The organism is Vibrio sp. C8, assembly GCF_054051265.1.
The window spans coordinates 1-23,536 of sequence record NZ_JBPAOE010000033.1 but is presented as its reverse complement, the minus strand read 5'-3'; the positions used below and the strand labels follow the sequence as shown (position 1 = coordinate 23,536).

Sequence of the window (23,536 nt, the reverse complement as noted above, 5' to 3'; positions counted from 1 at the left end):
ATGATGTTGTGTTCAATATTTTTTATAGCCCGCCAGCTGAGCTGGTCAGGATGACTTTAATGTCAATACTACACATCAATATCACAGCTGATTACTGTGTCAATTTATATTTACAAATCATTCTGATCTTTTTTTGTATTCCGTATGGTTGAGATATTTTGCGTGAAAACTGTTATTCCATTTTGCAACTAACAGTGGGCTGTTTAGCTGCTATAATGCGGCGATTTTTTTATTTGAGATGACTTTCATGGCGATGACTGAATACCACCCACCAACGGATCCGTGGATTGATGTGGTATATGAGGATGACTACATTATTGCGGTTAATAAACCGTCTGGATTGCTGTCTGTTCCCGGTAGACTGGAAGAGCATTATGACAGTATGTGGAGTCGCCTAGTTGAACAATACCCAGACGTGAAAGTCGTGCATCGTTTAGATATGTCGACATCCGGTTTGATGCTGTTTGGCAAAAATACCTATATGGAATCGGCACTGAAAAAGCAGTTCCAATATCGCCTGACGCATAAAATCTATTACGCCCGCGTGTGGGGTATTGTTGAGCAGGACGAAGGCATGATTGACCTTCCATTGATTTGCGACTGGCCAAATCGTCCTAAACAGATGGTTTGCTTTGAAAACGGTAAACCGTCACAAACCATGTTCCATGTGGTTAAGCGTGAAGAAAAAACCACGGTTGTGCGTTTGCTTCCTATCACTGGTCGTTCTCATCAATTGCGCGTTCATATGATGGCATTAGGTCACCCTATTGTTGGCGACGAGTTTTACGCGCCTCAAGAAGCCATTGATTATACCGACCGCTTGGAGCTACACGCTGCTGAGTTGAGTTTCTATCACCCTCGCAGCCACTGGCTACGAAGTATTTTTGTACCTTGTGACTTTTATCCCGAAGCACAGGAAGAAATTTTGCAGCATTTCGATCCTGAGAGAAAATTACCGGATTATAAAACGCTACCTAGAACTTGAATCTAGGTAGTTACCCTTTATCGTTGGCGCTGCAGGCTAGAACGCTGCAAGTTCAACGATAAAGGGTAATAAAGGAGAAACTATGCCAGCCCCGAAAATTGTCTTCCTAGATCGTGCAACCATTCCCAAGCATATCGAGTTACCTCGCCTTACCGTAGAACATCAGTGGCAAGAATACGACTTTACCAGCCCAGAACAGGTATTTGAGCACATTTACAACGCAGATATCGTTATAACCAACAAAGTAGTCCTCACTGGTGATGTTTTGGCGCAGCTACCAAATATTAAGCTGATTGCGGTTTCAGCCACTGGTGTGAATAACGTAGATATTGAGTATTGCCGCGCCAATAACATTGCGGTCAGTAATGTTCAAGGGTATGCCACTCGTTCTGTGCCAGAGCATGTCATTGGAATGATGTTTGCCCTTCGTCGTAATCTGATGGGCTATCACCATGATATCGCTGCTGGCGAATGGCAGCGTAATAAGCAGTTCTGTTTCTTCACCCATCCTATTGGTGATATCGCGGGCTCAACAATGGGCATTATTGGTGGTGGAGCCTTAGGTCGAGCAACGGCTGAGTTGGCTAAAGCTTTAGGTATGAATGTTGTATTTGCAGAGCGTAAAGGTGCTGTAGAGTGCCGAGATGGTTACCTGCCATTTGAAACGGTTTTAAAGCAGGCGGATGTGATATCACTGCATTGCCCGTTAAGTGAAGAGACGCTCAATATGGTTGCTGAGCAAGAATTTGCTCAGATGAAGCCTAACGCGATTCTTATTAATACTGGTCGTGGTGGATTGGTGGATGAAATTGCGCTGGTGGATGCGTTGAAGAAGCGTCAAATTGCAGGGGCTGGTGTGGATGTCTTTACCCAAGAGCCTGCCGATATTGATAATCCGCTGTTAGCGAATATGGATCTGCCAAACTTACTACTAACACCTCATATAGCGTGGGGAAGTGATTCCGCAATCAGTCAGCTAGCAAAGATTCTGATGAACAATATTGAAGCTTTCTTAGCTGGTACTGATCAAAATAGAGTTGTTTGATAGCTTAAGCAGATAAACAAAAGGCAGCCAATTGGCTGCCTTAATATTTTGGGTGCTAGACAAGTTTACAGTGCAGCAATGGTTGCTTTCTGCTCTTCTAGTTTCGCTAGAGTCTCTTTGTAACCGTCAAGCTTTTCGCGTTCTTTCGCGATAACCGCTTCAGGCGCTTTTGCAACGAAGCCTTCGTTACCTAGCTTACCTTCGATGCGTTTGATTTCGCCTTCGGTTTTCGCCACTTCTTTCGCTAGACGAGCCAATTCTGCATCTTTATCGATTAGACCAGCCATTGGGATCATCAGCTCAGATTTCGCTACCAGTGCCGTTGCACATGCAGGTGTGGTTTCACCCGTTGCAAGTACACGAACGCTCTCCAGTTTCGCTAAAGAAACCAGTACTTGTTTGTTTGCTTCAAGACGCGCAGCATCTTGTTCGTTGGCAACTTTCAACATCACTTCAAGCGGTTTACCAGGGTTGATGTCGTACTCTGCACGTAGGTTACGAATCGCAGTAATAAACGTTTTCACCCATTCGATGTCATCTAACGCTTCTTGGTTGAAGTTCGCTGCATCGTACTGAGGTAGAGCTTGTAGCATGATTGTGTCGCCTTCAACACCGTCTACTAGTGGCTTGATGCTTTGCCAGATAGTTTCAGTGATGTATGGCAATATTGGGTGAGCTAGACGCAAAGTTTTCTCTAGTACTGTGATTAGAGTACGACGTGTTGCGCGTTGTTGCGCTTCAGTGCCTTTCCACAATACTGGTTTAGTCAGCTCTAGGTACCAGTCACAGAATTGGTTCCAGATGAATTCGTACAGCGTATTTGCTGCCATATCCAGACGGTAGTTGTCGATATGCTCGTTGAACGCTTTCGCTGCAAGTTCAAACTGAGACTCGATCCATTTATCCGCTAGAGAGTATTCAAGCTCTGCACCTGCTGCGAAACCACAATCTTGCTCTTCTGTATTCATCATTACGTAACGGCTTGCGTTCCATAGTTTGTTACAGAAGTTGCGGTAACCTTCAAGACGCTTCATATCCCAGTTGATATCGCGACCCGTAGAAGCCATTGCTGCTAAGGTAAAGCGTAGAGCGTCAGTACCGTATGGTTCGATACCGTTTTCGAAAGTTTTACGTGTGTTTTTCTCGATCTTCGCAGCGAGTTGAGGCTGCATCATGTTACCAGTACGCTTAGTTACCAGTGACTCAAGATCAATACCATCGATCATATCGATAGGATCCAGCACGTTACCTTTTGATTTCGACATCTTGTCGCCGTTTTCGTCACGGATTAGTCCCGTAACGTAAACTGTCTTAAATGGTACTTGAGGTTTGCCGTCTTCATCTTTAATGAAGTGCATGGTCATCATGATCATACGAGCAACCCAGAAGAAGATGATGTCAAAACCTGTCACCAATACTTCTGATGGGTGGAATACTTTCAGTGCGTCTGTTTTCTCTGGCCAGCCAAGAGTGCCGAACGTCCAAAGCGCTGAAGAGAACCAAGTATCCAGAACGTCTTCGTCTTGGTTAAGTGCAACATCCGCAGGAATGTTGTTGTCTGCACGAACTTCTTCTTCAGTACGACCTACGTATACGTTGCCTTCAGCGTCATACCAAGCTGGGATACGGTGACCCCACCATAGTTGGCGAGAGATACACCAGTCTTGAATATCACGCATCCAAGAGAAGTACATGTTTTCGTATTGCTTAGGTACGAACTGAATGTCGCCGTTTTCAACCGCTTCAACCGCTGGTTTCGCAAGAATACCTGCGCGCACGTACCATTGGTCTGTCAGCATTGGTTCGATAACCACACCACCACGGTCACCGTAAGGAACAGTTAGATCGTGATCTTTGATTTCGTCTAGTAAGCCAAGATCTTCAAATTCAGCCACGATCGATTTACGTGCAGCAAAACGCTCCATACCTTGGTATTTAGCTGGAAGTTCTGTGCTGTATGCTTCGCTCGCTTCACCGTTTGAGTTGAATACTTCTGCTGCATCGCGAACGTTCGCATCAAACGTGAAGATGTTGATCATTGGTAGCTGGTGGCGCTTACCGACTTCATAGTCGTTGAAGTCATGCGCAGGTGTGATTTTCACACAACCCGTACCTTTTTCCATATCTGCGTGCTCGTCACCCACTATAGGGATGCGACGACCAACAATAGGAAGGATAATTTCTTTACCGATAAGATCTTTGTAGCGAGGATCTTCTGGGTTTACCGCAACACCCGTATCACCAAGCATGGTTTCTGGACGAGTGGTTGCAACAACAATGTAGTCTTTACCGTCAGCAGTCTTAACACCATCAGCTAGAGGGTAGCGGAAGTGCCACATGTTGCCTTTAACGTCTTTGTTTTCAACTTCAAGATCAGAAATTGCTGTGTGAAGTTTTGGATCCCAGTTAACCAGACGCTTACCACGATAGATAAGATCATCTTTGTATAGACGAACGAACACTTCCTGAACCGCTTTGTAGAAGCCGTCATCCATAGTGAAACGTTCACGATCCCAGTCAACCGATGCACCTAAGCGACGAAGCTGTTTAGTGATGGTGCCACCAGACTCGTTTTTCCATTCCCAGATTTTATCGATGAATGCATCACGGCCGTAATCGTGCTTTGTTTTGCTTTCTTCTGCAGCGATCTTACGCTCAACAACCATTTGAGTTGCGATACCGGCGTGGTCAGTACCCACTTGCCAAAGGGTGTTTTTTCCCTTCATGCGTTGGCAACGAATCAAGGTATCCATAATGGTATCTTGGAATGCGTGACCCATGTGAAGGCTACCAGTGACGTTCGGTGGCGGGATCATGATGCTGTATGCGTCTTTTGATGTGTCACCGTGAGGCTTAAAGTAGCCTTTTTCTTCCCAAGTCTTATACAGATCTTGTTCGATTGATGTTGGGTTGTATGTCTTTTCCATAGTGCTCTTAAATGGATACTTTGATGGTTAATTTAAGTCTATCGCTATAAGTGAGTTCTCTTTTTCAAGAGAGCTTAACTATAAGGATGAACATGTATTCTTATCCAGTTGCTCTTACGGATACTGGATTTCAATTGTCTGCAATTGATAACCGGCTTGTCGGTACATTTTGTAACGTTCACGCGCCAATTGTTTTGCTTTTTCTTCGCAGGGGACGAAGTCTACCACCTCTGTGAAGGCGTTCGCAAAGGTTGTATGATTATCGGCCAAATTTATTACCAATTGGCGGTTCCAAGAAGGTTTTACGCCTACATGGCCAATTTCAATCTGAGTGCCGTATTTCGGACCTTCTCCCACTAGATTATGCGCAACAAAATTATTCGCTTCTACTTGCCAAAAACATTCCGCAATTTTTTCGGCATGCGCTTTATCGCCACATTGTAGATACACTTTTGCGCCTTGACGGGAAAAGTGCTGGCAGAGATAAACCACGTAATCATTGAACCCTTGTGCAGAGCTTTGCGGGCTATCTTCTTTGACGATGTAGAACGTTGCTGTAGACATAGTGTTTCTGTATACCGAACCGTATTACTAAAAAAGGGCCTTTCGGCCCTTTTTATCTATGAGGATTATTCCTCGGTCTCTTGGCCACTGCGGTTTAGCAAGAATTGGACAAGCATTGAGACCGGACGGCCCGTTGAACCTTTCGCTGCGCCAGATTTCCAAGCGGTACCAGCGATATCTAGGTGCGCCCAGTTGTATTTCTTAGCGAATTTAGACAGGAAACAACCTGCGGTAATTGCGCCACCAGGGCGACCACCGATGTTTGCCATGTCAGCAAATGGGCTCTTTAGCTGTTCGTGGTATTCGTCAGCCATTGGTAAACGCCATGCGCGGTCACTTGCTTGCTCAGAAGCATTAACAAGTTCATGAGCTAGAGGGTTGTGGTTAGATACCACGCCACTGATGTGGTGACCCAATGCAATAACACATGCACCTGTTAGCGTTGCTACATCAACAACACAATCTGGTTCGAAACGTTCTACATAAGTTAGCGCATCACAAAGAACCAAGCGACCTTCAGCATCTGTGTTGAGTACTTCAACTGTTTGACCTGACATGGTCGTTAAGATGTCGCCAGGGCGGTAAGCGTTGCTACCTGGCATGTTTTCACAGCCAGCCAGAACACCGATAACGTTTAGCGGTAGGTTCAGCTTCGCCAATGCTTTCATTGTGCCGAATACTGAAGCCGCACCACACATGTCGTATTTCATCTCATCCATGCCTTCGCCTGGTTTAAGAGAAATACCGCCTGAATCGAAAGTCAGACCTTTACCCACAAGAACGATCGGTTTTGCTTCTGAGTCAGGGTTACCCTTGTACTCAATGATGGACATCATGGATTCGTTTTTCGAACCACGACCAACCGCTAGGTATGAACTCATACCCAGTTTTTCCATCTCTTCTTCACCGATAATCTTGGTGGTTACGGTTTGGTAATCATCCGCAAGGCGACGCGCTTGAGAAGCTAAGTAAGCTGGGTTTGCTACGTTTGGCGGCATGTTACCCAAATCTTTACAAGCTTTAACACCAGATGAAACTGCCAAACCGTGAGAAATTGCGCGCTCACCTAGGCTTAATTCACGACGAGTTGGTACGTTAAATACCAATTTACGTAGTGGACGACGAGTTTCAGGCTTGATAGTTTTGAACTGATCAAAGGTGTAAAGGCCATCTTTGGTTGCTTCAACAGCTTGACGAACTTTCCAGTATGTATCACGACCTTTTACGTGTAACTCAGTCAAAAAGCACACAGCTTCCATTGAACCTGTTTCGTTCAAAGTACTGATGGTTTTTTGGATGATTTCTTTGTATTGTCGCTCACCTAGTTCGCGCTCTTTACCGCAACCAACTAGTAATACGCGCTCAGAAAGAACACCCGGTACTTGATGCAGAAGTAGCATCTGACCTGGTTTACCTTCTAGGTCACCACGACGAAGTAGTGAACTAATATAGCCGTCGCTGATTTTATCGAGCTGTTCTGCGACTGGAGAAAGGCGACGTGGTTCGAATACCCCAACAACAATACATGCACTGCGTTGTTTTTCAGGGCTACCACTTTTAACACTGAACTCCATGCGTACTCCTACATCTTGAAGACAAATAGAACTAAATGTTAGATAATGCATCTACACTTGTTGAATCCTTATCAGGATTACATCTTTGTTAAGTGTACTAACAGTTAGTCAAAAATTAAAAAAATAAAAGATTCAACGAGAAATTATAGTGATTCCATCAAAAAAACAAGTTTTGTATAGGTAATTTCAGCGTGATTATTGTTAGATATTTGATCCGCGAGACACTAAAGAGCCAATTTGCGATATTTTTCGTACTTTTTTTAGTGTTTTTAAGCCAAAAGTTTATTCGCGTTTTGGCTGATGCTTCCGACGGTGAAATTCCAGCTCGAATGATTTTATCCATTGTTGGTCTAAACATGCCGGCAATGGGTTTATTAATGCTGCCTTTAAGTCTCTATATCGGGATTTTGCTTACTTTTGGCCGTTTATACGCTGAAAGTGAAATAACAGTCATGAATGCAACGGGTATCGGGAATAAGTTCTTGGTACGCGCTGCCTTATATCTTGCAGTTATTACCGCAAGTGTGGCTGCTTTTAACTCGATGTGGCTGTCTCCTTGGAGTCAAGACAAAGAAGCTCATTTGATGGAGCAACTTGCATCTGAAAATAGCGTCGATTTATTGCAAAAAGGACAGTTTCAACGTTCACCAGACGGTTCTTCGGTTGTATTCATCGATAATATTGAAAACCGTAAACTCTCTAATGTGTTTGTAGCACAGCTGGCGCCGCGTGAGTCGATTCTTCCAAGTGTGATGTTTTCAAATTATGGGAATGTCAAAGAGTTAAGTGATGGTCGACAAGTGATCACCATGTACGAAGGTACCCGCTACGAAGGTGTGCCAACTCGCGTCGATTATATGGTGACCAAGTTTGATGAATACGAAGGTTTGATCGGACAACGTGAAGTCAAAGATCGTGGTCGAGACTGGGAAGCGATACCGACTCTTGAACTCGTGAAGAATTCAAGCAGACAAGCACAAGCCGAGCTTCAGTGGCGTATTTCTCTGGTTGTCTGTATTCCATTGCTAACTATGTTGGTTGTGCCTTTATCTGCGGTTAACCCGCGGCAAGGTCGTTTTGCCAAGATGGGACCAGCAATATTAATTTATCTCACTTATTTCTTGGCAATCAGTGCGACCAAATCGGCAATTGAAGATGGCAGCATTCCTACCATTGTTGGTATGTGGCCGATTAATGCGGCTCTTTTATTGGCGGCAATTATGGCCAACCTTATGGACAGCGTTGCTGTGAGAAGACTGAAAGACAAATTCAAACAAAAGAAAAGGGTAGCTTAAGTCGTGTTTAAGATTTTAGATTGGTATATCGGACGAACAATCATAGCCACGAGCACCTTGGTATTGATTACTTTTGTCGGTTTGTCTGGAATTATCAAATACGTTGAACAGCTGCGTAAAGTGGGCGAAGGAACGTATGATTTGCTTCAGGCGCTTATCTTCGTCTTGCTTAGTGTGCCTCGTGATATTGAAATGTTCTTCCCTATGGCAGCATTACTCGGTGCTTTGATTGGTTTGGGTGCTTTAGCGGCAAGTTCGGAGCTTGTGGTTATGCAAGCGGCGGGTTTCTCTAAGCTGGATATTGGCTTGTCAGTGCTTAAGACAGCAGTCCCTCTGATGATCATCATTACTCTTTTAGGGGAGTGGGGTGCTCCACAAGCGCAGAAAATGGCTCGTGATTTGCGTTCTTTTGCAACGTCGGGTGGACAGATTTTATCTGTTAGAACAGGTGTCTGGGCTAGAGATGCCAACGATTTTATCTTTATCGGTAAGATCAATGACAACCGACTTTACGGTATGAACATGTGGCGTTTTGATGAGGATAAGCATCTGCGTCAGGTGTATAACGCAAAGCAAGTGGACTATATTGGTGAAAATAACTGGTTAATGAAAGATGTTGTTGTGACTGATATGAATGACGATATCGTGATTTCAAAACACTCATTGCCAGAATACCGTTGGAAAACCGCTTTAGCACCGGATAAGTTGGCCGTGGTGACGGTAAAACCTGAAGAGTTAGCGTTAAGTGGGCTTTATGATTATGTCCACTATCTCAAAGCATCCGAACAAGACTCATCCCGTTATGAGCTGGCGTTCTGGCGTAAGATTTCTCAGCCGTTTTCTATTGCTGTAATGATGCTGATGGCACTCTCATTCATTTTTGGTCCACTACGAAGTGTGACAATGGGAGCTCGAATTTTGTCTGGTGTAATTGCTGGTTTCACCTTCTACATTTCTAGCGAATTCTTTGGACCTCTTAGCTTGGTATACAACATACCCCCTGTGTTTGGCGCTATAGCTCCAAGTTTAGTTTTCTTAACTATTGCTCTGTTGCTGTTAAGAAGAAAACTCTAAATAAAAAGGAAGGCTAAGCCTTCCTTTTTATTGTCTGTAAATCGTGAATTGGTATTAGCGAACCTTTGGTAACACCACCACTTCAGTCTTTGCCCACATATCTTGGAAACTGCGTTTCTGTGGGTCAATTAAAACCGTCAGATTGCCTAAACCAAGACATGCCGTCGCTAGTCGAATTAGCGCTTGCGTAACCGTGATTCTATTGCCGTCGGTATTTCGAACAACAATTTTCCAAGCTCTCATTCCTAGTGTCTGTCCTGCTCGTGTCCAAAAATAAACAAAGAAAGATACCCAAGCTAGCGCAAGGTAAAGTGTATAAACAGGGCTCCATATTGGATGGCTTGTTAATAAGTCACTGGCATCTTGATAGGGTGCGTAGCTCCCTAAGCCAGCAGCAACCAAAGCTTCCATCAAGGCCACGACGACGCCACCGGCAATCATCAGAATGGCCAACACGATTAATGAGTCATAAATCAAAGCGCCTAAACGGCGGAAAAAGCCAGCGGGTGGCAAAGTAGTAGTATTCATAACGAACGAGCATTCCTTATTAGATGGCCGCAAGGATATAGGTTGCAACCATAGCTGAAAAGAGAGCCAGTGCACAGGTTCAGTTTATATGGCGAAATATTCAGCAAACGATTTTGTTTTCAATATATTGCTATTGCACCCGTTAGTTTCTTCCGTATAATGCCAACCATCAAAGGCAATAGCCTAGATGCCGGTATGGTGAAATTGGTATACACGACGGATTCAAAAAGCGTTGCGTTTATCAATATGATTAGCTAAACTGGTTGTAAATAAATAGGTTATATTGATTTTGACTTTGTACAAAAACTTGTATAGAGTTGTATAAAATGTGGCGGTATGGTGAAATTGGTAGACACGACGGATTAACATTGTGTCTGAAAACTACCTATAGGTAGAAAGAAAAAATAAATGGGTCCGCTTCTTTCGTAAGAAAGTCGATCAAACTGGATGAATTGCTGGAAAATCTTAGACGAGACAATCAGCAGCCAAGCTCACAGAGTGAGAAGGTTCAGAGACTACCTGAGCTTATGCGAATAGGCTTAATAACAGGAATTAGCAAAGTGTTAATGGCTTTGTGAAACAGCGTCCAGCTCCTTAGTAATAAGGATGATGATATAGTCCATGTAAATGTCAAAATCCGTTGGCTTCGGCTGTGCCAGTTCAAGTCTGGCTACCGCTACCACTCTTTAGAGAAGCTGCTCCTTATGGAGCGGCTTTTTTTATTTCTCAGATCTTTATTTTTTAATGAAATACCTCACTATTTTCGTAAGAATAGTCTTGGTTTTATAGCTAGTTGATAGACTGCTAATATTCTTTTGATATTATGTATTAACAACTATCATTAGTAAAAATTAGGAAAGGCTATGGATTTCATTGAAAGATTGCAGGGCTTATCAAAAAAAATCGCTCAGGTAGGTTCGACTCTAGAAACGGAAGAGGCAACTAAAAACGCATTAATAATGCCATTTTTACACTCAGTTTTAGGTTATGATGTGTTTGACCCTACCGAAGTTGTTCCTGAATTTAATGCTGACACGGGAACTAAAAAGGGTGAAAAAGTTGATTATGCACTTCTTAAAGATGGTGAAGTTCAGATCCTAATTGAGTGTAAGAAGTTTGGTGAAAAACTATCAACAAAGCACGCAAGCCAATTATTCCGTTATTTTTCTGTAACCAACGCACGTATTGCTATTTTGACTAATGGTAATATTTACGAATTCTATACCGATCTAGATGCTCCAAACAAAATGGATGAAAAGCCATTTTTGATTCTGAATATGTTAGATATTGATGAGCATATAGTTCCAGAGGTTAAAAAACTAACTAAAACATCATTTGATGTAGATTCCGTAGTTGATGCCGCTGGTGAATTGAAATATCTCAATCAGATTAAAAAAGTTCTGCACGAACAATTCCAAAATCCAGAAGAGGATTTTGTGAAATTTTTCACTTCAAAAGTTTATGAAGGCGTTCAGACTGTAAAAGTTAAAGCTCAATTCCTAGATATTACAAGTAAGGCATTGAAACAGTTTTTAAATGATAGTATTAATAATCGTTTAAAATCGGCTATTGGAACGAATGAAGATATTGCTATTAAATCTCAGCAACAAGCCGAAGATCTACAAGCTGATGAAGCATTAGATAATATTGATGACGACAAACCAAAAGTTATAACAACACAAGAAGAGAGTGATGGTTATAATATTGTTAAAGCTATTTTGAGAGCTAAGTTCGATGTGTCAAGAATAATTGCGAGAGATACTCAAAGTTATTTTGGTATTTTGCTTGATGATAATAATCGAAAACCTCTTTGTCGTTTACATTTCAATGCCAAGCAAAAATATGTAGGTATAGTTGGTGAGGATAGAAAAGAAACTCGTCATCCAATTGAAACGCTAGATGATATTTACAAGCTCTCTGATATTTTATTAGAGAATGCAGCTAGATTTGAATAATTAGGATTGTTAAGGAGAGTGTTAACTCTCCTTTTTTATTATGAAATATTTTTTATTACCTAGATATAATGCCATAGCTATTGTTGCAGCGGTAATGTTGGCTTTTTTTGGCAGTTATACCAATTCTATTACAGTGCACTTACTTAATTGGTGTTTGATTGTTTATTTTGTATTTGAGTGTATTTTTAAAGTTAAAATTCATTCTTGGAGTAAATATATATCACATTTTGGAAATAAATTTGATTTTTTAATTGTTGTTCTTAGTATTGTTTCTCTTTTGTCTCCGTCGGCTGCCTTTGGCAGTATTATTTATTTAAGAATATTTAGAATAATTTCACTTGTAAAGATTATAAGACTATTACCAAATACGGATCATATTGTTCAAGGTCTTATTCGTGCTATTAGTGCATCCAAGGCAGTTTTAATTTTATTAGCTATCCAATTGGTTTTCTTTTCATTACTTGGATTTACTTTATTTTCCAATGTATTACCTGAATACTTTGCTGATCCCTTGCGTTCTATGAATACTATTTTTGGAATATTCACGGTTGAAAACTGGGGGGCTGTTCCAGAAGCTGCAAAAGAACTAAATATTCCTTATTTATACTATTTAGTTAATGCTTTTGTTATAACAGTTTTAGTTTTAGGTGGGTTTATTTCTCTATCATTAGCTAATGCTATTTTTGTCGATGAAATGGCAAGTGATAACAATGATAGTTTAATCGGTGAAATTGAATACTTAAAAAAAGAGTTGATAGAAATTAAATCAATTTTAAAAAATAAAAATTAAATCCTATTTCTTATTAGGCTTTTTTAATGCTATAGAAAATTCGATCTCATTAGCTTTTTTGGGATCTACTTTTCTAAGTTTAGATAATTCAATATTAGTGTTCTCTATTGATTGAAGAAATAGTGATTTAATATTATTTATTTCAGTTTCTAAATCACCAATTTTTAATTGGTGGTTTTCTATTTTGTCTTTTAACCTTTGATTTGGTTCTTCTTTTCTATTTTCTAGATTTTTCTTTATTATTAACAGTCCTTTTAATTTTTCTTTTTCATTATCACATATATTAACTTTCAAAATTATTTGATCATTTAGATTGTTGGATAAATTAGTTTTGTTTTTTGACTCTAGAAATTTTTTTATAGCATTTTTGTTATTGTCCATATTATACACCTTATTAAATACAAAATATCATTAAGTAATTATTTATCAATGAATAATGTTGACTTTGTTTAAATTTATGTAATTAATATTATTATGTATAAGTTAGATTTTACACTTAGGATATATAAGGAATAGACTACCAACTATTCTAAAATCTAAGTTTTCCATTGCTTCGCTCGGATAAACTTTAATTTTAGGTTGGTAAACTTTAAAAAGTTTAATCAAATAAAAAGAGGGCATAAAAACATAGGAGAAAAGGCAAATGACAAAACAAAGGTTATACCACTCAAATTTCAATCATCACGGGCATCGTAGAGGTAAAGCAAATAGATCTCGTGCTCATAACTTAAGAGCTAAAGCGGTTCTTGAAAACTTATATACAGATAAATTAGAAATGAGTGATATCTGTGATTTCGATTTGACAAAAAATAATGTTTTATATATTCCTGATGAAAATGGGAAATTAAAAACATCTGATCCAGAGATAGGAGAAAACTTTTATAATCAAATTACATCTAAACTGGATAAAGAGAAAAAGGAATACTTGGCTAATCTGGAAAGTGCTTTTAGCGACTCAAACAAAGCAGAATTATCTGATAAAAGGGCAAAAGCAAAATCTGCATTAAAACGTTATAAGGATGGCTCTGATGGTTCAGAAAGTGAGTTCTGGCAAGATTTAATGGATAGGCTAGGCACTGATGAAATCGATCCGGAAACAGAAATTTCTAATTTAAAAAATTGTTCTTCAAAAATAAAGCGTTTTAATCAAAAATTAAAACGAATAAAAGAACTATCAGATTACAATCAATTATTAGGTGTTAAAAGTAGAAATACAGAATATACAGTATTTAGCAAGGAGTTAGTTTATAAATTTCCTGATGACACAGGACTGAGTGTTAAACCTAGAGATCTGGCTAATTTTGTTAATGGCATTAGTAAAATATTATATCCTGATTTTTCAGTTAATTATTTAGTTATTCATTTAGATGAGAACCCCGATAACCCCCACGCACATATTGAATATTCTGGAAAAAATAATAAAACTGGCGAAATGGACATTCAACAACAAGTTTTTTTAAACTTGAAAAGAGTATATAAAAAAGAAAGTAAAGCTTTTCCGTTTAAAAATAAGAACCATTATAATGATTTAACATTTTCAGAAGTTAAAAAGTTCGGTGAAGTTTATCAAGATTATATTTTCGAAAAGATGAATGTTTTTTTAAATGAAAGAAAATATGAAGTAAATCTTGAAAAAAGAACAGCGTCAGAGAAGTTAAATGATTTTGAAAAATTCAAAGATAGATTTAGACCATCACAAAAAAGAGAATGGACTAGAGCTAATAAATTGAGAGAGCTAAATGAGGTAGCTGATGAAAAATTAGTGGAAACAAATAAAAATGTAGATAAAAATAAAACGAAAATAGCAACTCAAAATATGGTCATAAAATCTAAAAAGGAGGAGGTAGAAAAAATAGATAATGAAATAATAGATAAGAAAAATATTTTGCAGAAATTGAATGATAAAATTAATGATCTGAATAATAAGTTTGAAGAATTAAAAGAAGCTGTAAAAGATGCCTTAACAAGTGCTTATGAATATGCAGTTAATGATTTAAAACCAAGCCTATTTAATTATTTTCAAAGGCAAAAACAAATTAACGAAATTGATCGTGATTTAGGGGAGCGGTTAAAAAATGATGCTGTTGATTTACAACCAAGTGAAGAAAAGAAAAATATCATTAAAAACAACAGAAATAAAATGAACTAATTATAGTTCATTTTTATAATAATGTATTATAGTCTGATAGTATAACAAATAATTAATAACATCCCCAGTCATTAGGATCATCGCAATTATCGATGGCTTCTTGCTCTTGGCAGTTTCTGCATATATCTTCACCGTGATTAGTATCTTCATTGCAGATTTTGCAGTTTCCAACATCTTCATAGTCATAATTATCTTCGTTCATTTTCTTCTCCTATTATTATTTTGCTGTTATTTCTTTTGAATATTTTCTTTTTATCTGTGATGATTGTTCATCAAAGTCTAAATACATTGTTGCTTTAAATTTCGCTTTCCAAAGGTTTTTATCGCCTTGTGTCCACACAAAAAAAGCATTTATAGCGTAAACATTCATATTTCCATTTTTGAATATTTCAATAAAATTTCTTTTTTCAAGAGTTTTTATGTGTTTTGAAATTGTTTGTCGTGATAATTTGAATAGTTTTTCAAGAGTTGACATTGATATACAAATAGCATTGGTGCTATCCATCTCTGATATTAAAAATTCTAATATTGAATTTGCTAAAGGCTCTTCTCTTGCTAATAAAACTTTATTTTTGTAATTTTCTCTGTTAAATGCATAAAATAAGGCAGATCTTTGAGATGCTGTATATTCACTTGTTTCTTCATTAACTTCTAAATCGACTAAGCATTCTTGACCATCCTCCCTTGTTGTTGTGTATTTTGTTTTTGATTTTATATTTAATTCATCAATCATAATTTATTCCTTTTTATTAAATTGTTCCGTTGTATATTAATTAATAAAACATAAATAAATTATTTGTCAACACGTAAACTAATATTTACTTTAATGTCTAATTAACATCAATATAAAAATTGTCTATGAATAACAAATTTTTATAAATAATATTGGCAGGGGTTTACAGTGATTTTTGTCGTAGCTAAGCAAAAAAATAGACTTTTTTGTTATACCCTCTTTACATTAAGGGTAAGTCTAGGCTTTACATAGGTATAAAATAAAACCTTATTTTAAGCCATTTTTTATTATTCCTTTATATATAGTCTTATTATAAGTAATTACGAGTAAAATATTTTACGAGTGTTTGAGCGTAGCGAGTAGACATTTTCTTGTTCGATTTGTCGAAAAATCGAGGATGCGGATCGATTTGAAAATTTGGGTAGGTATTATGGGGGGGCAAGTCTCCCCCCTGGCCCCCCCCCCAATAGCCCTATGGGCTTAGCTGAAATGGGAATTTGAGATTTGTTATTATTTATATTCTCTACCTGCTTTTTTGAAAGCCTCTGCAAGTTCTTCCTTTGAATATTCATCTTCAAACATTAACATGTTATTTAAGTCTTCTAATGCACGTTCTTCATCTGTTAATGCAGCTCTTCTAGTATCTTCAATATCTGCATATTCTTTACTTAATAGATCTGACTCTGTGTATCCAAGTAGTTTCATAATGTTTTTACTGTCTTTTATCATCGAATGATCATAATGTTTTTGAATCATTTCTAATGAATTACCAACTTGTTTTGAAATTAAATACATATCTGTCCCGCTCAGTAATTGTAGGGTTATGTATGTATGCCTCAAAGAATATAACGTATATTTCGAATTAATCTTATTTTCTTCGATAAGTCTTTTTATTATTTGATCGAATAATTTGCAAAAATCACATATTTTATTAAATGATGTTTCAAATATAAATCTATCTTTTAGAGTAAATAAATTATCTTGTGTTATTTCTTTTTTTGTTGTGATCTTCAATGCTTCAATTATTGAACTAACAGCATTATTACTTAATAATACATCACGGTTTTTATAAGCTGTTTTACCTTTGCTAATTTTAACAAATATATGGTCTTCAAAACTAAATAAATCCTTTACCCTAATGTTGTTTAGTTCTTGACCTGTTCTTATCCCAGTTTCAAGTAAAAATTCAAATACATAAGGAAAAATCTGACGATATTCTTTTGTTTTAAAATTAATTTTTTCTTGATTAATGAATTTATCAGAGTTGATAAATTTTCTTATCGTTTCTAGATCATGCTTTGGAATATCTATGCCAATAGCAGTTTGTTTTGTTTCAATATTATCTGGTAATGATGGGAAATTCTTTTTCTTTAAAAGCTCTTCTTCTTCTAAAAATAAAAATAATTTTTTGAAGCAAGTTTTATTTAAATTTTTTCGAGTTGCTGATAATTCACCGAGGTTGTCAAAATATAGTCGGATGTTTTTAGTTGTTAATTCTTCAAATGATTTTTTATTAAAGAATGGAATTATGTAGGTTTTGTATATATAGATATAATCTTTATAGATAGGCTTGAATAGCTTTTTATGTTCAAGTTCAGATATTACAGAAAAACAAGCAGATCTTACGGTCATCACTTTGTTTACTTCAATCGTTAGACCTGCTTTTTGCATTCCTTCAAGCTCAAATTTCAAAGCCCAAGCTTTGCTTTTTGCTTCTTCTATATCATTTGTCTTAAGGCTACGTTTTAGTTCTTTACCATCGATTCTTAAACGGACATAGATTGATTTAGTATGCTCTTGGCGGTAAATCGCTAACCCTTTTGTTAGACTTTGATACATAGCAAAAACTCCAAAGTTGTATAAAAACTTGTATAAATATTATGGTGATATTATATAACTAATTGAATTAGTAAATAGTTTTTATAGGCTCTTTGGCTTCAAAATCCGTTGCCTTCGGGCGTGGCGGTTCAAGTCCGCCTACCGGTACCATATTTAAACGATAAAGCCTCGACGAAAGTCGGGGCTTTGTTGTATCTGGCTCAGAGAAAGTTACATCCCAACTTATTTGCTCTCGACAGGCTAGGTTGGTGCATCCCTTTATTCGCATGCATTAATTTGGTGCAGTATTCCCTCTTCTTAATTTTCAAGACTTACTCCAAGCATTATTGGTTCTCGATTGATATTACTTGCCTACTTGGTCAGCTTTTTGCTTATTTAGCCTACAAAATAAAAAGTCGCTCAAATAAGAAAGTTGTCTACAAGGAGAAAGTATGACACTACCGATTATCGATATTTCCCCGCTGAACTCTGAAAATAGAAAAGATTGGCAGCCTGTTATTCAACAAATAGACAGTGCCTGTCGTGAACTTGGCTTTTTCTATGTTATTGGTCACGGCATCCCTCAACAGCAGTTCGACCATATTCAATCGATGGCCAATTTATTGTTTAGTTTGCCCGAGGAAGAGAAACAAAAAATTTCTATCGAAAAGAGTTGTAACCATCGAGGTTGGGGAAGGCTGAGTGCAGAAAAACTTGATCCGTTAGGAGAGCTGGATTGCAAAGAATCATTTGATATGGCTTTGGATCTTTCTCCGTATCATTCTCAAGTAGGCCGTTGTGCCAAATTATATGGTCCAAACCAATATCCTAATATTGAGGGTTTTGCTCAGGCTGTGGGACAGCATTATTCCCTCACTCTTGATGTAGGGTTAAAAATCTTGAAAGCGATGGCATTAGCATTAGGTGAAAAGGAAAACTTCTTTTCTCAAAGCTTCAGTTTGCCAATATCTGTGTTAAGAATGCTTCATTACCCAAGTCAAGCTGAGGAGACGAATGGAGCGGGAGCTCATACTGATTACGGATGTATTACGTTGCTGTATCAAGATCAGAGTGGTGGTTTACAAGTATTGAATAAGCAAGAAAAGTGGGTTGATGCACTTCCAGTTGAGGGATCTTTCGTTGTTAATATCGGTGATTTAATGCAGCGTTGGACGAATGATATATACCGTTCGACAAAACATAGGGTGGCTAGTCCTACTTCAGGTAAGACACGATTTTCTATGCCTTTTTTTGTTGAGCCTAACTATGACACCCCTATTGCAACTTTAGATTCATGTTTGGCTGAAAAACAAGGACAAGGTGGATATCCACTTATTAATGCAGGGGACTGGATATTATCCCGCTTTGAAGATACCTATTCGTATCGTCGACAAGTCGAAGACGGTGTTGTCGAGATTTGATTTGTAAGCCTCTTTATTCTTTTGAAGCAGAGTTTAATGTCACGAAATTGAATTTGCTCAATCAATCTAAAGCGCTGGTCAACTATATTAAATAAAGCCACTCAATTTGTGAGTGGCTATTTTGGCTGAAGTTTTTGCAACTTATGGTGAATGTATGCAAGAAAGTCTTGGTTCAGCGGCAGAGCAAAGAAAAGTGGTGTCTTTCAATTGGACTTTAAATATTGCTACTCAGGAGTTTAGTTACGACAGAGAGGCAACTCATCCTTTTTTATTCCCCAATCATTCTATAAACAGCTTTGTTGATTGGCTTGCTTTGATGAGTCCTTCTTATCGACACGATATTGAACAACTGCTTGAATCTGTGTGTCAAGACCAACACAAACGTACGTGTGTTGTTGCTCTTTGGGAAGATAGGCATCATGGTTTTTATGTCTCGTTTTCTGCTGAAAAACTCTCTCAGTATGTTGTTCAGGGAGAAACGCAACTAATTTTTGAAGTGAAGCAAGATCGGCAGACCATGCATTGGTTTGATTTTATGTTGAGGCAGGATAATTGCGGGGTATTGATTACCAATAGTGAAAACAAGATCTTAGCCTGTAATAAAAAGTTCGAGCAATTATCTGGGTTTGGTTTGGCCGATCTTGTGAGTTTGAATAGTATTCTGCTGTTTGAAGAAGATCCTAGCTCACTAAAAACACCTAAACCTTCAGCTAGCAGAAATTTCTTAATTAAGCATTCGTCAGGGGAGCTTAGGCAGTGCAGAGCTGCATCTATTCCGCTCGCCTTTTTACAGCATCCTGATATTTCTTTTACGATATTCTCTTTGTTGCCTAGCATTAAGCATTCAATTGAAAGCAGTATACTGACGAAAAAAGCTTTTGGTGATCAATTGGATGTTATTTATCAGCGACAAATTGCTAATACTATCTATGTAGTAATGACGCTGAGTATTGAAAGCCGCATCTCCAACTTCGAAAATACGCTTAATGATGTTATGGCTCGACTCAAAGAGTGTCGGATGTTTGGTAAAATAAAAGACAATTTCTATTTGGCTTGTATTGAGTGCTCTGCGCCTGTGAACGAAAAGCCATATCGCTACCTTCATAGACAGATAAAATATTTCTTTCAGGAATTGAAATCTTCACATTCAGAAATTTATCAATCTGTTGCAAAAGGTAGGGTTGGTATTTCTGTTCTTGGTGTAGACGCCAGCAATGCAAAAATGGCTGTTACTCATTCTGTTCAGGCGATACTAGAACAGCATTCAGAGGATCGCGGACAGCATATCCGTTTTTTTGATAGTGATTTACATCGTCAAATAAAGAAAAGGAAGCTACTGGAAGAATTGATCTCTGATCTTATTGAAACAAAGCAAGTAGAACTAAAATATCAACCTATACTAGATACTCAATCATGGAACATCTCCGGATACGAAGCTATATTTGAACTTCCTTTACCTCCGGCTCTATCTTCAACTCGTGTGGAATTAGAAAGTATTATTCAGGACCTAAATTTGTCGGCAGAGTTAGATGTCATCGTTCAGGAAAAGGTATTTAAAGAACAGGCGTTGCTTCAGTCTTATCATTCGTCACCAATAACGGTAACTTTAAACATTCTGTGCCAGCACGAAGCTAAAAATTTTGTCGATGTATTGTACTGTTTGGTTCGCCAGATGCGGGATTATAAAGTTGACCCTCATCAGTTTTACTTGCAGGTTGATCCTGATTCACTTCGTTCTATAGCTACTCAAGATATAAATATGTGGCAGCAGTTAGGGATCAAATTTGTGATGGATAATGTAGAGATAGGTAACGCTATCTCTATTAGCCTACCAACCGAACGTTATAAATTGTTCAAAATCAATCCTAACTATCTAGAGTCACTGGCTCACTCACAAATGATTCATAAAGTCATTAAAACCTTGGTGGATGAATGTCATTCGCTGAATGTGTCTGTAGCAATAGACACAGTTGCAGCCATTAATGATGCAAAATTACTGGCTTATTTGGGCATTGATTATATGAGTGGTGGATGTTTTTCTTGTCCAGAAAGCGTAGATTCTATTCCGACGGTCATTAAGACGATTGAATCGTTAAAGCCGTCATTACTTAAGGATGGAGGTGTTGTTGGGAAAAATATCAGCACCTTACAAAACATGTGTCATGCACAGATACCACACCTCGACCCAAGTGATAGCGTAGCTGCAGCACAGCAGTATTTTTTGTCATCAGAAATTGAAGTCCTTCCGGTTATTAACCATCGTGAGTGTGTTGGTGTTATCGACCGGGCTTGTTTGAACCTACACCTTACACCTCGTATGGGGACTGATATTGAAACCACTCAGGAAAACTTAATGTGGCATCGACCAGTCAGTCAAATCATGCAGCTCTCATTCACTAAATTGGACGCAAAAATGGATATCAGTAATGTGAGTTCTTTGATTGAAGAGGAGCGGGCATTTCCATGGGTTCTTACTGAAGGTAAAATCTTCAAAGGTATTGTTACTCCAAGTTGTGTTATTCAGCATTTTGCTTCTTCAAATTTAAAGCGTAGTACCTAATGAATGTTCATTTTTGCAATGCAATAGTGCATTTAATTGAGTTTTCGATCGCTCAATATTGCATAAAGAGCTCGCAAATTTAGGCAAAAGTAGTCACAAAGGCTGATAGCACTATCTTGTAACTATTTTCTCTCGCTGAGGATAGTGTCTATAATTGTCGCTAATAAATAGTGTTAAAAGTTGTACCTTTATAGACGTTGTTCAAATACCAACTTCTAAGTAAGAGTACCTGAAGTTATCAGAGGTTTTAGTAAATTGTGGCGAGTATAAAAATTACTGTTGATAGATTACAACCAGGGTTACATATACGCTTGCCAGTAAAGTGGAACGAGCATCCATTCTTATTCAATAGTTTTAAGATTAAAGACCAAGAACAAATTCGCTTGATTAAACACTTGGGAATACAACATGTGTTTCTAAATCCTAGCCAAAGTGATGCCCAACCACTTCCGCCAGCAACTAATACTACTCCTGTTGATGAGCAAGAAAATAAAGTAGAAAGCGATATCAACAGTGAAGCTGATAAATTGTGGCAAGAAAAACAAAATAGAATTGAAAAACTCAGCGCCTATCGTCGTCGGGTGATCAGTTGCGAAAAAGAATTCGAACGCTCACTTGCTCGCATGCGTGCGGTAATGAACAAGATTCGCAGTCGACCGATGGACGCAGTCGATGAGGCCGCTCAATTGGTCGATGATATTGTTGATAAGCTGCTTAGTGATGATAGCGTTACTCTGCATCTAATGAATGGTAAAAGTGAGTTCGAAGATATTTACTTTCATTCGTTAAACGTATCAGTCATCGCGATGATGATAGGTCGAGCAAAAGGATATCCGGCTGAGACAATAAAAGAGATCGCTTTCGCTTCTCTCTTTCACGATATCGGTAAAATCCGAATTCCTACAGCTATCGTTCGTAAACAAACGCCTTTAACCGAACCTGAAAAAAACTACCTAAAAATGCACACCAAATACGGATTGGAAATCTCTCAGAACATTAAAGAGTTTCCTGATAGTGCAAGAAGAGTAATTGAACAGCATCACGAGCTGCGTGATGGTTCTGGGTACCCTCTAGGTTTGAAAGGGGATGATATTGACGAACTCGCTCAAGTTATTGCTGTTGCTAATGCCTTTGATAACTTGTGTCACCCTAATGTACCAAGTGAGCAAAAAATCCCTTACGTCGCTCTTTCTTATTTATATAAGAACTGTAAGCACATTTATAACAATGAGAACTTGAACATTTTAGTTAAGTTTATGGGCGTGTTCCCGCCAGGGACAGTTGTGCAGTTGTCTAATGAAATGGTTGGTTTGGTAATTTCGGTGAATGCGAACAGCCTTTTATATCCTAATGTCCTTATTTACGATCCGTCGGTACCTAGAACTCAAGCACCTATTATTGACTTAGCAGATAAGGATATAAAAATCGTTAATGCTATTCTGCCTCATAAACTTCCCGATAAAGTGAGAGAGTACTTAAATCCACGCTCAAGGATCTCTTACTTCTTTGATAGCGAAGAATAGTTATCCACAGGATTTTGTGAGTAACCTGTTCTTTTCTTGATGGTGAAGAGTACATAAAATGACGTTCGTTGTTTATTTAAACAAACGAACGTTTTTTTTAAATAAATTCACTTTTTTCGCTTGCTAAGTTTATTCATCTCCCTATAATGCCGCCTCACTGACACGGCAGATGCCGCAAGGCTTCAGCAGGTGTTGGTAGAGGATAAGACTTCTAAAAAAGAAAATTGAAAAAGTGTTTGACACTGACAGTTAACTCGCTAGAATGCACCTCCGCTTCGAGAAGAAACCTTCTTAGGAGCAAAGCTCTTTAACAATTTAAACCTATCAATCTGTGTGGGCACTCGTTGATGAAAATCAAAGTTAAGTCTTTGTTCTTGTAACAAAGCAACTTAGGTTTCAATGAACTGAGTGACCAATCAAGTCTTCTTTTGGAAACATTAGGGGTCTTGGCACAGTCAATTCATTACCATTCTGTTGGAATGGTAATAGCTTTAAAATTACTTCTTACTTTTAAGTAAGAGCAGTTTTGAAGTCAGTATTCGTTGAGCCGACAAAATCTTAAATTGAAGAGTTTGATCATGGCTCAGATTGAACG

Annotated in this window: 18 protein-coding genes; 10 read left to right on the top strand and 8 right to left on the bottom strand. The window is 38.2% G+C overall.

The genetic code is table 11. The features are described from left to right. The first annotated feature begins 247 nt into the window (after positions 1–247). Positions 248–985 (top strand): pseudouridine synthase, encoded by a 738-nt coding sequence (locus ACRQQK_RS14290; protein ID WP_457512508.1) that lies wholly within the window; start codon positions 248–250, stop codon positions 983–985. 82 nt (positions 986–1,067) lie between these two features. After that, a complete protein-coding gene (locus tag ACRQQK_RS14285) occupies positions 1,068–2,030 on the top strand; it encodes a D-2-hydroxyacid dehydrogenase (protein WP_457512506.1) in 963 nt (320 codons plus the stop codon). Between the two features lie 65 nt (positions 2,031–2,095). On the opposite strand, the gene ACRQQK_RS14280 is transcribed toward ACRQQK_RS14285, so the two are convergent. The 3 genes from ACRQQK_RS14280 to pepA all read right to left on the bottom strand — a co-directional run bounded on the left by ACRQQK_RS14280 (position 2,096) and on the right by pepA (position 7,095). Beyond that, a complete protein-coding gene (locus ACRQQK_RS14280; RefSeq protein WP_457512504.1) occupies positions 2,096–4,957 on the bottom strand; it encodes a valine--tRNA ligase in 2,862 nt (953 codons plus the stop codon). 114 nt (positions 4,958–5,071) lie between these two features. Then, positions 5,072–5,521, bottom strand: a complete 450-nt coding sequence (locus tag ACRQQK_RS14275) for a DNA polymerase III subunit chi (protein ID WP_457512502.1) — start codon at positions 5,519–5,521, stop codon at positions 5,072–5,074. A gap of 65 nt (positions 5,522–5,586) precedes the next feature. Next, positions 5,587–7,095, bottom strand: coding sequence for a leucyl aminopeptidase (gene pepA / locus ACRQQK_RS14270; protein ID WP_042485404.1), 1,509 nt, complete (start codon positions 7,093–7,095; stop codon positions 5,587–5,589). 191 nt (positions 7,096–7,286) lie between these two features. On the opposite strand from pepA, the gene lptF reads away from it, so the two are divergent. Both lptF and lptG read left to right on the top strand, forming a co-directional pair. Then, entirely contained in the window at positions 7,287–8,390 is a 1,104-nt protein-coding gene (gene lptF / locus ACRQQK_RS14265; RefSeq protein WP_457512500.1) for an LPS export ABC transporter permease LptF, read from the top strand. A 3-nt stretch (positions 8,391–8,393) separates the two neighbouring features. Further along, on the top strand, positions 8,394–9,464 hold the full coding sequence (gene lptG, locus ACRQQK_RS14260) for an LPS export ABC transporter permease LptG (protein WP_457512498.1): 1,071 nt from the start codon (positions 8,394–8,396) through the stop codon (positions 9,462–9,464). Positions 9,465–9,518: 54 nt separating this feature from the next. Here the strand turns inward: lptG and ACRQQK_RS14255 are convergent, their stop codons facing one another. After that, the gene (locus ACRQQK_RS14255; RefSeq protein ID WP_457512496.1) at positions 9,519–9,992 is read right to left on the bottom strand and encodes an RDD family protein; all 474 of its coding nucleotides are present in this window, start codon (positions 9,990–9,992) and stop codon (positions 9,519–9,521) included. An 863-nt stretch (positions 9,993–10,855) separates the two neighbouring features. On the opposite strand from ACRQQK_RS14255, the gene ACRQQK_RS14250 reads away from it, so the two are divergent. Both ACRQQK_RS14250 and ACRQQK_RS14245 read left to right on the top strand, forming a co-directional pair. Next, complete coding sequence (locus ACRQQK_RS14250; protein WP_457512494.1) at positions 10,856–11,947, top strand: type I restriction endonuclease; 1,092 nt, start codon at positions 10,856–10,858, stop codon at positions 11,945–11,947. Between the two features lie 40 nt (positions 11,948–11,987). After that, positions 11,988–12,737, top strand: a complete 750-nt coding sequence (locus ACRQQK_RS14245) for an ion transporter (protein ID WP_457512492.1) — start codon at positions 11,988–11,990, stop codon at positions 12,735–12,737. 3 nt (positions 12,738–12,740) lie between these two features. On the opposite strand, the gene ACRQQK_RS14240 is transcribed toward ACRQQK_RS14245, so the two are convergent. Next, positions 12,741–13,118: a hypothetical protein gene (locus tag ACRQQK_RS14240; protein WP_457512490.1), complete on the bottom strand. Its 378-nt coding sequence runs from the start codon at positions 13,116–13,118 to the stop codon at positions 12,741–12,743. Positions 13,119–13,380: 262 nt separating this feature from the next. On the opposite strand from ACRQQK_RS14240, the gene ACRQQK_RS14235 reads away from it, so the two are divergent. Further along, entirely contained in the window at positions 13,381–14,886 is a 1,506-nt protein-coding gene (locus ACRQQK_RS14235; RefSeq protein WP_457512488.1) for a coiled-coil domain-containing protein, read from the top strand. 52 nt (positions 14,887–14,938) lie between these two features. On the opposite strand, the gene ACRQQK_RS14230 is transcribed toward ACRQQK_RS14235, so the two are convergent. The 3 genes from ACRQQK_RS14230 to ACRQQK_RS14220 all read right to left on the bottom strand — a co-directional run bounded on the left by ACRQQK_RS14230 (position 14,939) and on the right by ACRQQK_RS14220 (position 17,458). Further along, positions 14,939–15,088: a hypothetical protein gene (locus tag ACRQQK_RS14230; RefSeq protein WP_457512486.1), complete on the bottom strand. Its 150-nt coding sequence runs from the start codon at positions 15,086–15,088 to the stop codon at positions 14,939–14,941. Between the two features lie 15 nt (positions 15,089–15,103). Next, positions 15,104–15,619 (bottom strand): hypothetical protein, encoded by a 516-nt coding sequence (locus ACRQQK_RS14225; RefSeq protein WP_457512484.1) that lies wholly within the window; start codon positions 15,617–15,619, stop codon positions 15,104–15,106. 510 nt (positions 15,620–16,129) lie between these two features. Further along, positions 16,130–17,458 carry a tyrosine-type recombinase/integrase gene (locus ACRQQK_RS14220; protein WP_457512482.1) on the bottom strand — a complete coding sequence of 443 codons (1,329 nt, stop codon included), beginning with the start codon at positions 17,456–17,458 and terminating at the stop codon, positions 16,130–16,132. Positions 17,459–17,889: 431 nt separating this feature from the next. Between ACRQQK_RS14220 and ACRQQK_RS14215 the strand changes: the two genes are divergently transcribed. The 3 genes from ACRQQK_RS14215 to ACRQQK_RS14205 all read left to right on the top strand — a co-directional run bounded on the left by ACRQQK_RS14215 (position 17,890) and on the right by ACRQQK_RS14205 (position 22,941). Further along, positions 17,890–18,858 (top strand): isopenicillin N synthase family dioxygenase, encoded by a 969-nt coding sequence (locus tag ACRQQK_RS14215; RefSeq protein WP_457512480.1) that lies wholly within the window; start codon positions 17,890–17,892, stop codon positions 18,856–18,858. Positions 18,859–19,012: 154 nt separating this feature from the next. Further along, a complete protein-coding gene (locus tag ACRQQK_RS14210; RefSeq protein WP_457512478.1) occupies positions 19,013–21,418 on the top strand; it encodes an EAL domain-containing protein in 2,406 nt (801 codons plus the stop codon). A gap of 257 nt (positions 21,419–21,675) precedes the next feature. Then, positions 21,676–22,941, top strand: coding sequence for an HD-GYP domain-containing protein (locus ACRQQK_RS14205; RefSeq protein WP_457512476.1), 1,266 nt, complete (start codon positions 21,676–21,678; stop codon positions 22,939–22,941). The last annotated feature ends 595 nt before the right edge of the window (positions 22,942–23,536 follow it).